10 protein-coding genes, 1 other RNA gene and 1 pseudogene are annotated in these 15,136 nt (G+C 63.5%); 4 read left to right on the plus strand and 8 right to left on the minus strand.

The window, feature by feature from the left end:
• Positions 1-20: 20 nt before the first annotated feature.
• Positions 21-2,054, minus strand: a complete 2,034-nt coding sequence (dnaX, locus tag HNP49_RS05800; protein ID WP_184681448.1) for a DNA polymerase III subunit gamma/tau — start codon at positions 2,052-2,054, stop codon at positions 21-23.
• 161 nt (positions 2,055-2,215) lie between these two features.
• On the opposite strand from dnaX, the gene HNP49_RS05805 reads away from it, so the two are divergent.
• Positions 2,216-2,896 (plus strand): ABC transporter substrate-binding protein, encoded by a 681-nt coding sequence (locus tag HNP49_RS05805; RefSeq protein ID WP_184681449.1) that lies wholly within the window; start codon positions 2,216-2,218, stop codon positions 2,894-2,896.
• Positions 2,897-2,966: 70 nt separating this feature from the next.
• On the opposite strand, the gene ffs is transcribed toward HNP49_RS05805, so the two are convergent.
• From ffs to HNP49_RS18955, 3 genes and pseudogenes are all read right to left on the minus strand, one after another.
• An RNA gene (ffs, locus tag HNP49_RS05810) (signal recognition particle sRNA small type) lies at positions 2,967-3,063 on the minus strand.
• A 92-nt stretch (positions 3,064-3,155) separates the two neighbouring features.
• Complete coding sequence (locus HNP49_RS18950) at positions 3,156-3,944, minus strand: methyl-accepting chemotaxis protein (protein ID WP_409372532.1); 789 nt, start codon at positions 3,942-3,944, stop codon at positions 3,156-3,158.
• A gap of 69 nt (positions 3,945-4,013) precedes the next feature.
• A pseudogene (locus HNP49_RS18955) lies at positions 4,014-4,790 on the minus strand (MCP four helix bundle domain-containing protein); the annotation flags it as partial.
• Positions 4,791-4,957: 167 nt separating this feature from the next.
• Here HNP49_RS18955 and HNP49_RS05820 point away from each other — a divergent pair.
• Entirely contained in the window at positions 4,958-5,239 is a 282-nt protein-coding gene (locus HNP49_RS05820; protein ID WP_184681453.1) for an HU family DNA-binding protein, read from the plus strand.
• Between the two features lie 45 nt (positions 5,240-5,284).
• On the opposite strand, the gene ligA is transcribed toward HNP49_RS05820, so the two are convergent.
• From ligA to HNP49_RS05840, 4 genes are all read right to left on the minus strand, one after another.
• The gene (gene ligA, locus HNP49_RS05825; RefSeq protein WP_184681455.1) at positions 5,285-7,654 is read right to left on the minus strand and encodes an NAD-dependent DNA ligase LigA; all 2,370 of its coding nucleotides are present in this window, start codon (positions 7,652-7,654) and stop codon (positions 5,285-5,287) included.
• A gap of 68 nt (positions 7,655-7,722) precedes the next feature.
• Positions 7,723-8,520 (minus strand): cell division protein ZipA, encoded by a 798-nt coding sequence (zipA, locus tag HNP49_RS05830; protein ID WP_184681457.1) that lies wholly within the window; start codon positions 8,518-8,520, stop codon positions 7,723-7,725.
• Positions 8,521-8,690: 170 nt separating this feature from the next.
• The gene (gene smc, locus HNP49_RS05835) at positions 8,691-12,179 is read right to left on the minus strand and encodes a chromosome segregation protein SMC (protein ID WP_184681459.1); all 3,489 of its coding nucleotides are present in this window, start codon (positions 12,177-12,179) and stop codon (positions 8,691-8,693) included.
• 7 nt (positions 12,180-12,186) lie between these two features.
• Positions 12,187-12,846 (minus strand): GntR family transcriptional regulator, encoded by a 660-nt coding sequence (locus HNP49_RS05840; protein ID WP_184681461.1) that lies wholly within the window; start codon positions 12,844-12,846, stop codon positions 12,187-12,189.
• Between the two features lie 170 nt (positions 12,847-13,016).
• Between HNP49_RS05840 and HNP49_RS05845 the strand changes: the two genes are divergently transcribed.
• Together HNP49_RS05845 and HNP49_RS05850 are read left to right on the plus strand one after the other, a co-directional pair.
• Positions 13,017-14,153 (plus strand): alkane 1-monooxygenase, encoded by a 1,137-nt coding sequence (locus tag HNP49_RS05845; protein ID WP_184681462.1) that lies wholly within the window; start codon positions 13,017-13,019, stop codon positions 14,151-14,153.
• Positions 14,154-14,266: 113 nt separating this feature from the next.
• Positions 14,267-15,094 (plus strand): ion transporter, encoded by an 828-nt coding sequence (locus HNP49_RS05850; RefSeq protein WP_184681464.1) that lies wholly within the window; start codon positions 14,267-14,269, stop codon positions 15,092-15,094.
• The last annotated feature ends 42 nt before the right edge of the window (positions 15,095-15,136 follow it).

The raw sequence follows: 15,136 nt of genomic DNA on the forward strand, positions 1-15,136 counted from the left end.
GTTCCTCTCGAAATGGGCGCTCAGATGCGCTCCAGCGGTTCAATGGAGTCGGCGCGCACGCTGGCGCCGAAGTGTTCAATCAGATGGCGCACAACCGGGTCGTTGGCGATCGACTCCTCGGCCAGGCGCTGTCGCTCGGCACGCTTGCGCGCCGCAGCCTGGGCCGGGGTTTCCTGCTCGGGCTTGATCACCTCGATGCGCAGGTTGAGGGTGCGCCCCAGAGCCTGATTCAGTGCATCGTTCAAACGCCGCTGCTGGGTCGCGTTGAACAGCGCGCTCTGACCTGGATCCAGGTGCAGTAACCAGTTGTCGCCCTCGGCTTCGATCAGCGAACAGTTGGCGCCGATGCTGCCGGTCATGCCGGACAAGCCCAGACGCGGGAACAGTTCCAGCCACTCGGCCGCCAGACCACTGGCCGGCTGCGCGGCAGGCAGCGGCTCGGGTTCAGCCGGCACCTGCTCCTGCTCGTCGGCGAAGCTGTAGTCATAGGCCTCGGCGTCGGTTTCGTAATAGTCGTACTCACCCGCCGGCGGCTCGTCGTCATCGTCTGCGACCGTGGCAACAGCGGCCTCGGCCGGTATCGGCGACGCTACCTCGACCGGAACACTCACGGGTGCAACCGGAATCGGCGGAGATGGCTCGGCCGCTACAGTGACAGAAGCGACAGGCGCCTCTTCCCAGGGCAGATCCACAGCTGCGGCGGGCGTGCTCACGACCGGCTCGGCGGCCGCTGGCTCCGCGGGTACGGGCACCGCCACAGATGCAGGTGCAGGTGCAGGTGCAGGTGCAGGTGCAGGTGCAGGTGCAGGTGCAGGATTCAGTGTGGGCGTGCTCGGGGCTGCCGCAACAACCGGCGCAGTCAGGCTGACGCCGGCCACCGGGTTGGGTCTGGAATCAGCTGTGGCCGGGCTGATTCCCAGGTTCTTTAGTGGCTGTTCCTTTAGCGGCGAGTTCGGTGCCCCATCGGCGTCCGCCGGTCGGAACGCCAGCATGCGCAACAGCACCATCTCGAAGCCGCTACGCGGATCGGGCGCCAGCGGCAGGTCGCGCCGGCCGATCAGCCCCATCTGGTAGTAGAACTGCACATCCTCGCCAGGTAAGGCCTGTGCCAGCGCCAGCACCTTGTCGCGGTCACCCTGGCCGTTATCCACCGCCTCGGGCAGCGCCTGGGCAATGGCCACGCGGTGCAGCACATTGAGCATCTCGGCCAGCACGCCAGCCCAGTCGGGCCCCTGCTCGGCCAGGTGGCGTACACCTTCGAGCAAGGCCCGCGCATCGCCTTCGAGCAGTGCCTGCAGCACACCATAGACCTGACCATGATCCAGGGTGCCAAGCATGGCACGCACATCGGCGGCCAGCACCTTGCCTTCGCCAAAGGCGATGGCCTGGTCGGTCAGGCTCATGGCATCGCGCATCGACCCATCGGCGGCGCGACCCAGCAGCCAGAGGGCATCTTCCTCGAACGGTACGTTCTCGGCAGTCAGCACGTGATTGAGGTGTTCAACCACTCGCTCCGGCGGCATGTTCTTCAGCGAGAACTGCAGGCAGCGCGAAAGCACGGTGACCGGCAGCTTCTGCGGATCGGTGGTGGCCAGCAGGAACTTGACGTGGGGCGGCGGCTCTTCCAGGGTCTTGAGCAGCGCGTTGAACGAGCTGGTCGAGAGCATGTGCACTTCGTCGATCAGGTAAACCTTGAAGCGTCCGCGACTCGGCGAATACTGCACGTTATCGAGCAGCTCACGGGTATCCTCGACCTTGGTGCGACTGGCGGCGTCCACTTCGATCAGGTCGACGAAGCGCCCCTCATCGATCTCCCGGCATACCGAGCAGGTGCCACAGGGAGTAGAGCTGATGCCGGTCTCGCAGTTCAGGCACTTGGCCAGAATGCGCGCGATGGTGGTCTTGCCCACACCCCGGGTACCGGTGAACAGGTAGGCATGGTGCAGGCGCTGGCTGTCCAGCGCGTTGATCAGGGCCTTGAGCACATGGGTCTGGCCGACCATTTCGCGGAACGAGCGCGGACGCCATTTACGTGCAAGAACCTGATAACTCATTAAATTTCATCACAGCCAGTGGCAAGGTGGGCTAATCCTAGCGGAGCAGCCTGTAAATTGCACTCAAACCAGCCACCCAGGGACACTTCCGGATGTCACGTCACAGCGGCCCCCAAATCGCTTGCTTGTGCCTCATGACGGCCTGCCTCGTGCAGCCCGGCATGGCCAGCACTGCGCCGCTTCGAAGCGCCATCCTGGAAAGCTGGATCATGCCGCTGGCTGACATGACCAATGGGGCGCCCGAACGTGGACTGATCCCGGACCTCTATCGCCTGATTGCGGCTGAAAGCCAGACGCCCATCGAGCTGATAAGCATCCCCCGCGCCCGGATCGATATGGCGCTGGACAAAGCCCAGGTGGACATACTCTGCTACGCCTCGCCCAACTGGCTGCATGCGCCCTATCACTTCATCTGGAGCCTGCCCTTCATGACCCAACGCGACCTGCTGGTCGGTCGCGAGCGTTATCCAGGCTTCGACGGCATAGAGAGTCTTTCCGGCACGCAACTGGGCACGGTGCTGGGTTATCGCTATCCCTCTCTAAAAGAGCTGCTCGGCAGCGGGAAACTGCAACGAGTGGATAGCCGCAGCCAGCATCAGGTACTGGAAATGCTGCGCGCACAGCGACTCGACTATGGCGTCAGCAACGAACTGTCACTGCACTGGTTCAATCGCCAGTCACCGGCAAAACCCCCGCTGATTGCCCTGGAAGCCATTCAGGAAGAGTCCATCGCCTGCCTGGTACGGGACGACCCGCAAGTGCCTGCACAAAGAGTCCTCAGGGCCATGGTCCGACTGCAACAACGCGGTGAATTCAACAGACTGCTGCAACGCTATCGCTGAAGAAGCGCAGGCAACGAGCGCCAGGAGCGAGAGCTGAAAAAGAGGGAGAGTTTCAGAAACTGGAGGTGAGCCCTGCCAGCCACACCCCGGCACACGATGTCACCGCTGCGGCTGCTCCCTTCCGGGCCTGACCGGGTTCACGGCTGATCGTTGCGAGGGGACCGACAGGACCCACCATAACGCCACTCGCCATTGCAGCGAGCGGCGCCATTGTAACGGCTTGCGAAGAACTTACAACCGCCTCAAGCACTTATGTTGCTTAGACGCGGAAACGCGCCACCAGCTTGGCCAGGCGCCCGGCGGTGGCCGATAGCTGCTGACTGGAATCCACGCCCTGGGCCGAAGTCTGCGCCGAGCGATCGGACAGGTCGCGGATATCGGTGATATTGCGGGTGATCTCCTCGGTCACGCTGCTCTGCTGCTCACAGGCCGCCGCGATATGCGCGGCCATCTCGTTGATCGAATCGACACCCTGAGCCGCCTGGGCCAGAGTCGACTCCACCGAAGCCGCACGTTCGACGCTTTCCTGAGCCCGCCCGGAACCGCCCTGCATGACCTTGACCGCATTCTGCGCGCCACTCTGCAGGCGCTCGATCATCTCCTGAATGTCCTTGGTCGACTCCTGTGTACGCGCGGCAAGGGCCCGCACCTCGTCAGCAACCACGGCAAATCCGCGCCCCTGTTCGCCGGCGCGTGCCGCCTCGATAGCAGCATTCAGCGCCAGCAGATTGGTCTGCTCGGCAATGCCCTTGATCACCGCCAGCACCGCGCCGATGTTGTTGGTTTCCTGCTCCAGGCTGCCGATCACCTCAGAAGCTCGTTCCACCTCAGCTGCCAGGGCACGCATCGAGGCGATGTTGTCAGTCACCACGCGAGCGCTCTCACGCGACAGTTTCTCCGCGTCCTGCGACGCCTGCGAAGCTTGCTGAGCGCTACGGGCCACCTCATGAATGGCCGCACTCATCTGCGCCGCCGCCGTCGATACCTGATCGACCGAGGCATGTTCCTGACGAATCAGCGCACTATTTTCATCGGCCATGCTGGCCATCACCCCGGCCGACGCCGCGACATCGGCGGTGGTATCACGCACTTCACGTATCAAGCCCTGCAGGCGTTCGAGAAAACGATTGAGGGCATCGCTCAACTGCCCCAGTTCGTCGCTGCCGCGCACATCGATGCGCGCGGTCAGGTCGCCATCACCCTCGGCAATATCACGCACCCGCTCCAGCATGCGATCCAGCGGACGCGTGACAAACAACGGGAAGGCCACCACCAGCACCACGCAGAGAAGCAGCCCCAGAACGATAGCCACACTCTGTTGCCAGATACGCTCGGAAGCGATATCGACAGCCTGCTGGCCGGCATTTTCGGCAATCTCACCGACCAACCCTGAGAGCTGATCGAGTGCCTCGCGCGCCACGCTGAACTGGTCATAGCTGCGGCCCATGGTCAGCGCCTGCGCCGCCGCACGATCAGAGGTCGCCATGGCCACGACCTCATTCGAGGTTTTCTGCCACTGATCGAACTGGCGCTCGAAATCGCTGAAGCGCTGAGTGAGCTCAGACTGGTTTTCCATCTTCGCCGCATTGGCGACACGCTCGCGTGCCTGCTGCAGGTTCTCGCTGTGTTCGGCACGGATAGCCTGCTGGATCTGCGGGTCATCGGCCAGAATCAGGCTCCGCTCGGCCAGAAAGGCCTGGTACATGTCCCGATCGGCATCCAGCAGCAGCACGGCCGCCGGCATGTGCTGCTTGGCCAGATCGGTAGCCACCCCCCGCAGTTCGCCAGCGCCACGGATGCCGAGCATGCCGATCAACAGCAGCAGCAACGCGAGAATAATGATCGGCAAAGCAAGCTTCTTGCGAAACCCCAGGTTGGAAAGCAACTGCAACATGACAGGACACCTGCGTGGCGGAAGACGGGCTACACCCTCTCAGCATAGTTCGCCAAACGGCAGATGCCGGCCTGCGACAAGAATGCGCTGGCTTCGGCACCGGCTGAGTGATGAAATGCCTGCCACGCGCCGCCCGGCGCCTCGCCACTGAACAAGGATCTCCGACCATGGCCCTGACCAAAGACCAACTGATTGGCGACATCGCCGAAGCCACCGACCTGGAAAAAAGCAGCGTTCGCAACGTGCTCGAGCAACTCAGCCAGATCGTGGCCGACGCGCTGGATAACGACAGTGAGATCACTCTGCCAGGCATCGGTAAGCTGAAGGTCAGCGAGCGTCCGGCACGCACCGGACGCAACCCGCAGACGGGCAAGGCGATCGAGATTGCCGCCAAGAAAGTGATCAAGCTGGTACCGGCCAAGGCCCTGAGCGACAGCCTGAACGGCTAAGCCAGAAAGCATCCCGACAAGGCCGCCATCAGGCGGCCTTGTCGTTTACAGGACGATGCCGTAACCCGCCAGGCGTTCGACAAAGGCCGCTTCATCGAGCACCGCGATGCCCAGCTCGCCGGCCTTGGCCAGTTTGGAACCGGCTCCGGGGCCGGCCACCACGCAATGGGTCTTGGCCGATACCGAACCGGCTACCTTGGCCCCCAGACTTTCCAGCTGCTGCTTGGCCTGGTCGCGACTCATCAGCTCCAGGGTACCGGTCAGCACCCAGGTCTGCCCGGCCAGCGGCAGGCCTTCGGCCTGCTTCTTCTCGCTGCCCCAGTGCATGCCGAAATCGCGCAACTGCTGCTCGATGGCCTCGGCGCGGGCCACATTGGCCGGGTTGGCGAAGTAGTCGCGCAGGGACTGTTTGGCCTTCTCGCTCAGGCCCTTCATGACCGACAACTCCAGCCAGTCCTGACTGAGTGCAACCACCGCCTGCAGGCTGCCGGCCTTGTCCGCCAGGTTCTTCGCACCGGTAGCGGCAATACCGGCAATGTTCAGCTTGTCGATCAGCTCGGCCAGGCTGGCGCAGGCGGAAAACTCGGCATGCAACTCACCCTCGTCTTGCAGCTGCAGGCCGCGCTCAAGCAACTGGGCGATGACGGTGCGGTTGTGCTCGTCCTCGAAGAAGCTGTGAATTTCATGGGCCACTTCCAGGCCGACATCCGGCAGCCAGGTCAGCACTTCCGGCAGCGCCGCCTGAACTCGTGCCAGCGAGCCGAGGGCACGGGCCAGCAACTTGGCGGTTTCCTCGCCCACATCCGGGATACCCAGCGCATAGATGAAGCGCGCCAGCGCCGGCTGCCGGCTCGACTCAATAGCAGCCAGCAGATTGCGCGTGGACAGGTCGGCAAAGCCGTCCAGCACCACCACCTGCTCGTAACGCAGGGTGTACAGGTCCGCCGGCGAATGCACCAGACCGACATCGACCAGTTGCTCGACGATCTTGTCGCCCAGCCCCTCGATATCCAGAGCACGGCGCGACACGAAATGAATGATCGCCTGCTTCAGCTGAGCCTCGCAGGACAGACGCCCGACGCAGCGGTAAACCGCGCCTTCACTGATGGTCTCGCGGCCCTTGGCGCGCTTGACCAACTGGGTGCGCTCGACGTGCGAGCCGCATACCGGGCAGCTCTGTGGAATGGCAACCGGTCGCGCATCGGCCGGGCGGCGCTCGGCCACCACAGCCATGACCTGAGGGATCACGTCGCCGGCACGGCGGATGATCACCGTATCGCCCACCATCAGTCCCAGCCGCGCCACTTCATCCATGTTGTGCAAGGTGGCGTTGGACACGGTTACGCCGGCCACCTGCACCGGCTTCAGGCGGGCCACCGGCGTGACGGCGCCGGTACGGCCAACCTGGAACTCCACATCGAGCAGCTCGGTCAGCTCCTCCATGGCCGGAAACTTGTGGGCAATTGCCCAACGCGGCTCGCGGGCGCGGAAGCCCAGCTCGCGCTGATAGCCCAGGTCATTGACCTTGAACACCACACCATCGATCTCATACGCCAGCGCCTGGCGACGCGCGCCGATGTCACGGTAATATGCCAGGCATTCCTCGACCCCATGGGCCAGGCGCAGCTCCTTGCTGATCGGCAGGCCCCACTGTTTCAGCGCCTGAATCACCGCCACCTGGGTCGACGGCAACTCGCCCACCACCTGGCCCACACCATAGCAGCAGAACTCCAGCGGCCGACTGGCAGTCACCTTGGCATCCAGCTGGCGCAGGCTGCCGGCAGCGGCGTTACGTGGGTTGGCAAAGGGTTTGCCGCCGCTGGCCAGCTGACGGGCATTCAACGCATCGAAGCCGGCCTTGGCCATGAAGACTTCACCGCGCACCTCCAGCACGGCCGGCCAGCCACTGCCCTGCAGCTTCAGCGGCACATTGCGGATAGTCCGCACGTTGCTGCTGATGTCTTCACCCGTGCTGCCATCGCCACGGGTAGCGCCGCGCATAAGCACGCCATCGACGTACAGCAGGCTGACCGCCAGACCATCGAGCTTGGGTTCGCAGCAGTAGTCGATCTCCGCACCACCGCCAAACAGATCACCCGCCGGCAGGTCCAGGCCCTCGCGCACACGGCGGTCGAAATCCAGCAGATCGTCTTCGGCAAAGGCGTTGCCGAGGCTGAGCATGGGCACCTCGTGCTGCACCTCGGCAAAGGCAGTGAGCGGCGTGCCGCTGACCCGCTGGGTCGGCGAGTCGGTCGTCACCAGTTGCGGATTGGCCGCCTCCAGCGCCTTCAGCTCATTGAACAGGCGGTCGTATTCGGCATCGGGAATACTGGGCTCGTCCAGCACGTAATAGCGGTGATTGTGCTGTTCCAGTTCGGCGCGTAGTTGCAGGATGCGCGCGGCGCTATCGGTCATGGCAGTGATCTCGCAAAACGACAAGAGCAGCCGAGGCTGCTCTTGGGGGTAACGGACGCTGGCTCAACTCAGCGTTTGTGGGTCAGCTTACGCCGCTCATGGTCGGCGATGCGCTGACGGTAGTGTTCGATGGTCTGCGCCGTCATCACGCTGCGCTGCTCATCCTTGAGTTCACCATTGAGCTCGCTGGACAGCTTGCGCGCTGCCGCCACCATCAGGTCGAAAGCCTGCTTGGGATGACGCGGGCCCGGCAGGCCGAGGAAGAAGCTGACCGCACGGGTACTGAACAGGTCGATGTCGTCCAGATCGAAGGTGCCCGGCTTGACGCCATTGGCCATTGAGAACAGCACCTCGCCGTTGCCAGCCATGCTTTCGTGGCGGTGGAAGATATCCATCTCGCCGAAGCGCAGGCCACTTTCCAGAATATTCTGCAGCAGGGCCGGGCCCTTGAAACCGTCCGGATCACGGGCGATAACGTTGATCACCAGCACTTCGTCGACCGGAGCCTGCTCGCGCGGCGGCTCGGACCTGGCCTCATCGGTCACAGGGTTGAGCAGGGTCGGCACCGGCTCCTCGAGGCTCAGGTCGCCCTGATGCGGCTCGTTGCGTTTCTTGCCACCCTCGGTGGCAGTCATCGAGGGCAGATCATGCTCGTCCAGTTGCGGCTCGGCATGCTTATCCTTGACCCGAACGGGACTCAACAGATTGGGATCGACATCCTCGTCGGGCAGATTGCCGAAACTGTTGTCCAGGCGAAACTTGAGTTTGCCCTTGTTGCCACTCATGCGGCGCCAGCCATCGAACAGAATGCCGGCAATGACGATGATGCCGATGACAATCAGCCACTCGCGCAGACCGATATCCATGTGAATCTGTTTCCCCTAGTCAAAAATACGCTGAACAAGGGCATCCCGCCCCCCACACGTGTCGCCAAATCCCTGTTCTCTCAGGCGTTTTCCACGATAAATAGATTTGCGCAATAAGCTAGCACGCCACCCCCCCGCTTAGGAACCTTTGCCGGCCTTCCGATGTGGCTTTAGGCCTCCACCATCGCCACCGCTTCCTCGACATTGACCGTGACCAGGCGCGAACAGCCGGGCTCATGCATGGTCACGCCCATCAACTGGTCGGCCATTTCCATGGCGATCTTGTTGTGGGTGATGTAGATGAACTGCACGGTGGCCGACATTTCCTTGACCAGGCGCGCGTAGCGACCGACGTTGGCATCGTCCAGCGGCGCGTCCACTTCGTCGAGCATGCAGAACGGCGCCGGATTGAGCTTGAAGATGGCAAACACCAGCGCCAGCGCGGTGAGTGCCTTCTCGCCGCCGGAAAGCAGGTGAATGGTGCTGTTCTTCTTGCCTGGCGGGCGCGCCATGATCGCCACACCGGTATCGAGCAGGTCTTCGCCAGTCAGCTCCAGGTAGGCGTGACCACCCCCGAACACTTTGGGGAACAGCGCCTGCAGACCCGCGTTGATCTGGTCGAAGGTGTCCTTGAAGCGGTTGCGGGTTTCCTTGTCGATCTTGCGGATGACGTTTTCCAGGGTATCGAGGGCCTCGACCAGGTCATCGTTCTGCGCGTCCAGGTAACGTTTGCGCTCGGACTGCTGCTGGTATTCGTCGATGGCCGCCAGGTTGATTGCACCCAGACGGGCAATGCGCCCGGCCAGCTGTTCCAGCTGCTGTTCCCAGACGTTCTCGCTGGCCTCCGCCGGCAGGCTGGCCAGCACGCCGTGCAGGTCATAGCCATCCTCGGCCAACTGGTCGGCCAGGGCCTTGCGCCGCACATTGAGGGCCTGCCAGTCCATGCGCTGCTGTTCCAACTGGCCACGCAACAGTTGTGCCTGTTGCTCGGCCTGGCTGCGGCGCTTCTCGGCATCACGCAGTTCGCGGTCGGCATCTTCCAGGGCCAGACGCGCCAGCTTGAGCTCTTCCTCGACGCTCATGCGCCGTTCCAGCAGTTCTTCGAGCTTGATACGCAGCTCTTCGAGTGGCGCCTCGCCCTCCTCCAGATTGAGGCTGAGCTGTTCCCGACGCTCGATGGCGCGCTCGAACTGCAGCTCAAGGCGCTCCAACGCCTGACGGGTGGATTCGTGCTGGGCGCGGATCGAGCCCAGGCGCACGGCCAACTGATGGGCATGATCCTTGTGCTGGCGTGCCTCCTGGCGGACACGATCGAGGCGCTCACGCAACTGATCACGGGTAGCCAGCAGCAACTCGCGCTGTTCGGTATCACTGGCCATGGCATCCAGCGCATCCTGCAGGGTCAGTCGTGCCTCGCCCAGCTGCTCATGCTCCAGCGCCCGCTGCTCGTCCAGCTCGGCCAGTTCTTCCTGCAGGCGGCGACGACGCAGGGTCAACTGCTCGACCTTGGCCTGCTGCGCGGACAGCTGCGCCTTCAGTTCGCCATGACGACGAGCTTCATCCTGCAGACGACGACGCTGCTCCTCGCGCTGCTGCTCCTGCTGCTGCTGGCGGCTGCGCAGGCTCTGCAGGCGCTCATCCAGTTCGACCAGGGCCATTTCCCGCTCATCACGTTCGGCCTGCAGACGCTCAAGTTCCTGACCACGGGCCAGCACGCCGCTCTCGGCTGCACTGGCGCGGCGCACCCGCAGAAAATGCCGGCCTACCCAGTAGCCGTCGCGGCTGATCAGGCTATCGCCCTCGGCCAGTTGGCCGCGCTGGGTCAGCGCTTCCTCCAAGGTCTCGACGGGACGCACCCGCCCCAGCCAGGGGCTCAGATCCAGATTGGCCTCAACCTTGTCCAGCAGACTGCCAGCCACCCGGGCACCGTGGCCCGGCGCACTGACCAGACGCAACTCGCCCTGATCGAAGCCTTTGAGGTCGAGGCCGCTGAAATCGTCCAGCAGTACCGCCTGCAGATCGGCGCCGAGGACGGTTTCCACCGCCAGCTCCCAGCCACTTTCTACCCGCAGCCCTTCGGCCAGACGTGGCCGGCTGGCCAGCTGCTGCTCACGCAGCCACTCGGCGGCGCCCTTGCCGGGATTGAGCGCGGCCTGCTGCAGGGCTTCCAAGGAGGCAATGCGGCCATTCAGGCGCTGCAACTCGCCCTGCGCCTGCTGCTGGGCCTGCTGGGCCTGCTGCAGCTCTTCGCGCAGGCTGTGCAGGCGCTCGGCCTGCTGCTCTTCGGCCTGCTGCAGTTCTTCCAGGGTCAGCTCGCCGCAGGCCAGCTGTTCGCTGAGTTCGAGAATCGCCGCATCCTGCGGGTCGGCCGCCAGCTGCGCCTGCTCGTCCTGCAGGCGTCGCTCGCGCTCCTGCACCCGCTCCAGCGCCTGTTCCAGCTGCTGGATGCGCGACTGCTGCACCTCGGCCTGCCGCCGCGGTTCGGCGCTGCGCTGGTTGAAGCCATCCCACTGCTCCTGCCAGGCGTGCATGGCGCCTTCGGCCTCTTCCAGCTGGGCACTGGCTTCCTCGGCTGCCGCGGCGCTCATTTCCTGCTCGGGAGCGAGCATGTCCAGCTCTTCGCCGAGGGTCGCCAGCAGCGTGCGGTCATGACCCAGGTGCGATTCGGTTTCCAGACGCGCGCGTTCGGCCTCGCGCAGATCGTCCTGCAGCTGACGCAGGCGCTGCTGACCATGCTGAATGCTCTGCTCGACACGGGCGATATCACCGCCCACCGAGTAGAAGCGCCCCTGCACCTGATTGAAACGTTCGGACAGCTCGTGATGGCCGTCGCGCAGGCGCTCGATGCTGGCATCGGCACTGCGCTGCTCGGCCACCAGCGCCTCGAAGGCCACTTCCTGATCGCCGATCACCGCCTCGCGGCTGCCGACCTGCTGGTTCAGCGCCTGCCACTTGAGCGCGGCCAGCTGGGCCTTGAGCTGGCGCTCCTCGGCCTTGTATTCCTGGTACTTCTCGGCTGCCTGGGCCTGACGGTGCAGGCGTTCGAGCTGGCGCTCCAGCTCCTCGCGCAGATCGGTCAGGCGCGCCAGGTTCTCGTGGGTACGACGGATACGGCTCTCGGTCTCGCGGCGGCGCTCCTTGTACTTGGAGATGCCGGCCGCTTCCTCGATGAAATTGCGCAGATCCTCGGGCTTGGCCTCGATCAGCTTGCTGATCATGCCCTGTTCGATGATCGAGTAGCTGCGCGGACCGAGGCCGGTGCCGAGGAAGATGTCGGTGATGTCCCGGCGACGGCACTTGGTGCCGTTGAGAAAATAGGTGTTCTGTCCGTCGCGGGTCACCCGGCGGCGGATGGAGATTTCGGCAAAGGCCGCGTACTCGCCCACCAGCGAGTTGTCGCTGTTGTCGAAGATCAGCTCGATGGAGGCCTGGGTCACCGGCTTGCGGGTGTTGGAGCCGTTGAAGATGACGTCGGTCATCGACTCGCCGCGCAGGTTTTTCGCCGAGCTTTCGCCCATCACCCAGCGCACGGCGTCGATGATATTGGACTTGCCGCAACCGTTGGGCCCGACCACCGCCGCCATATTGCTGGGAAAATTGACCGTGGTCGGATCGACGAAGGACTTGAAGCCCGCCAGCCTGATGCACTTGAGGCGCATACCGACCTCAGCGCTCGGCCAGTGCCATCAGCACCAGCGCACTGTTGTGCTCGCCATAGGCGTTCAGCACATCGCGCACCGCCACCTCGTCACGGGCAATCACGGCCTGCAGCAGGCTGGCGAAGGTGTTGACGAACTGCGCCATCTCGCCCTTACGCCGCTCCAGCGCCAGGTGATAGGTGCGACTGATGGCCGGCAGCAGGTTCTCCAGGGTTTCCTGCAGGTACAGGTTGTTGGCGAACGGGAAGGACGCGCGCATCACATCGAAACTGCTCTCGACGAAGGCATTGATGTCCTCGCGCTGCATGTTCTCCACCAGACGCTGCTGGATGGCGAGAAACGGCTGCAGGTCGCTCTCCTGCTGCCAGCCACGGGCGACGGCCAGGCCCAGCTTGATGTACAGGTAGATCACCAGTTCGTAAAGGCTGGTCACATGCTGCGGGGTCAGCTCGGACACCTGAGCGCCACGGCGCGGCAGGATGTTTATCAGGTGGCGCCGCTCCAGAATCAGCAGGGCCTCGCGTACCGAGCCGCGGCTGACATTCAGCGCCTGGGTCACCTTGATCTCCTGAATGCGCTCACGTTCCTTGAGCTCGCCGCGGATGATGCGCTCGGCCAGGTGTTGGGCGATCTGTTCGGCGAGGCTGTCCGGTGCCTTGAAGGTCATGCTGTTCCTTACTGGAGGGGCCTTCTGGAGTGGCGCGCAGTTTATCACAGGGCCCTCTTCGACCAAGCCTGGCGACCGCCCATCGAAGGTTTGCACGAACCCAATGGTTATTTGTAGGATTGTCGGACAATCTAACAATCCCTATAACAAGAAACTGGAGACCTGCCACCATGTTCGAACGCCTGCCTTCCAACTGGATGCTTGCCCTGAAGAGCATCGGCTACTGGTTCTGGGTGATCCCGGTCGCCCTGCTGCCCCTGAGCTACAAGCTCTCACTGAACAGCGCCAACCCTGATGCCTGGGCCTTCCTCGTGCCACTGGTGATCTTCGGCCTGATTCCAATTCTGGATGCCATCATCGGCCGCGATCCGGCCAACCCGGACGAGGTGCAACAGGTCCCCGCCATGGAACAGCAGTCGTACTACCGCTGGCTGACGCTGGCCAGCGTCGCCGGCCTGCTCGGCATGCTCCTCTGGTCAGGCTGGATTCTGGCCAGCTACAGCGCCTGGAGCTGGGTCGGCCAACTGGGCTGGGTGCTCTCGGTGGGCATCATCATGGGTGGCATCGGCATCACCGTCGCCCATGAACTGGTGCACAAGGACTCCGCCCTGGAGCAGAATGCCGGCGGCCTGCTGCTCGCAGCCGTCTGCTACGCGGGCTTCAAGGTCGAGCACGTACGCGGCCACCATGTACATGTATCGACCCCGGAAGACGCTTCCTCGTCCCGCTACGGCCAGAGCCTCTACAGCTTCCTGCCGCACGCCTACAAGCACAACTTCCTCAACGCCTGGAAGCTGGAGGCCGAACGCCTCAAGCGCAAAGGCCTGAGCCCGCTGTCGAGGCACAATGAACTGATCTGGTGGTATGCCCTGAGTGGCGTTTTCCTGCTGGGTTTCACCGTCGCCTTTGGCTGGCTCGGCGCGCTGTTCTTCCTTGGCCAGAGCTTCGTGGCATTCACCCTGCTGGAGATCGTCAACTACCTGGAGCACTACGGCCTGCACCGGCGCAAGCTGGACAACGGCCGCTACGAGCGGACCAATCCCAACCACTCGTGGAACAGCAACTACCTGCTGACCAACCTGTTTCTCTTCCACCTGCAACGCCATTCCGACCACCACGCCTACGCCAAGCGCCGCTACCAGGTGCTGCGCCACTACGACGAGAGCCCGCAACTGCCCAATGGCTATGCAGGCATGGTGGTGCTGGCCCTGATTCCGCCGCTGTGGTTTGCCGTGATGAACCCACGTGTCCGCGCCTACTACGCCGGCGAGGAGCATCAGCTCAAGGCCGGGCAGCAAGCCATCTGAAGCTCACTTGATGCCGATCAATTGCGCCTGGCTACGGCCAGGCGCAATCACATAGGCAATCCGGCAAGGCCGGGGTTAGTCTTGTCCGATGTCCCGCTGACCGACACCCGACCATGACTGACCTGCCACTGCGTGAACGTCTCTACAAGATCATTTTCGAATTCGACAGCCCTGCCGGCAGGCGCTTCGATACCTGGCTGTTCGTCCTTATCCTCGCCAGCCTGGCGGTGGTGCTGGTCGACAGCGTGGAAAGCTACCGGCAGCGCTTTGGCACCGCTCTCACCCTGCTGGAATGGGGGTTCACCCTGTTCTTCGCCGTCGAGTACCTGACCCGCCTGTACTGCTCACCCAAGCGGCTGCGCTACGCCTTCAGCTTTTTCGGTCTGATTGATCTGCTGGCGGTACTGCCCAGCCTGCTGGCGCTGTTCTTCCCGGCCTCGCAATACCTGATGGTGGTACGCATCCTGCGCCTGTTGCGCATCTTCCGTGTGCTCAAGCTGCGCCAGTATCTGATCCAGGCCAACTTCCTGCTCACGGCGCTGCGCAGCAGCCGGCAGAAGATCACCGTGTTCCTCGTCAGCATCGCCAGCATGGTGGTGGTGTTCGGTGCCGTGATGTACGTGATCGAAGGCCCGGCCAATGGCTTTACCAGCATTCCCCAGAGTATCTACTGGGCCATCGTCACCCTGACCACCGTCGGCTTTGGCGACATCACCCCCAAGACGCCACTCGGCCAGGCCGTTGCCAGCCTGGTGATGATCACCGGTTACGCGGTGATCGCCGTGCCCACCGGCATCTTCACCGCCGAACTGAGCAACGCCATGCGCAGCGATGGCGTGCTCAAGCAGCCCTGCCCGTGCTGCCCGAAAGCCGAACACGAGGCCAACGCCAGTTTCTGCAGCCGCTGCGGCAGCGCCCTGTTTACGCGACCGTCGATCTGACACCGCATAGAAAAGCCCGCCAGTTGGCGGGCTTTTTACTGA

The organism is Pseudomonas fluvialis, from assembly GCF_014207935.1.
In the GTDB taxonomy this organism is placed as follows: Bacteria; Pseudomonadota; Gammaproteobacteria; order Pseudomonadales; family Pseudomonadaceae; genus Aquipseudomonas; species Aquipseudomonas fluvialis_A.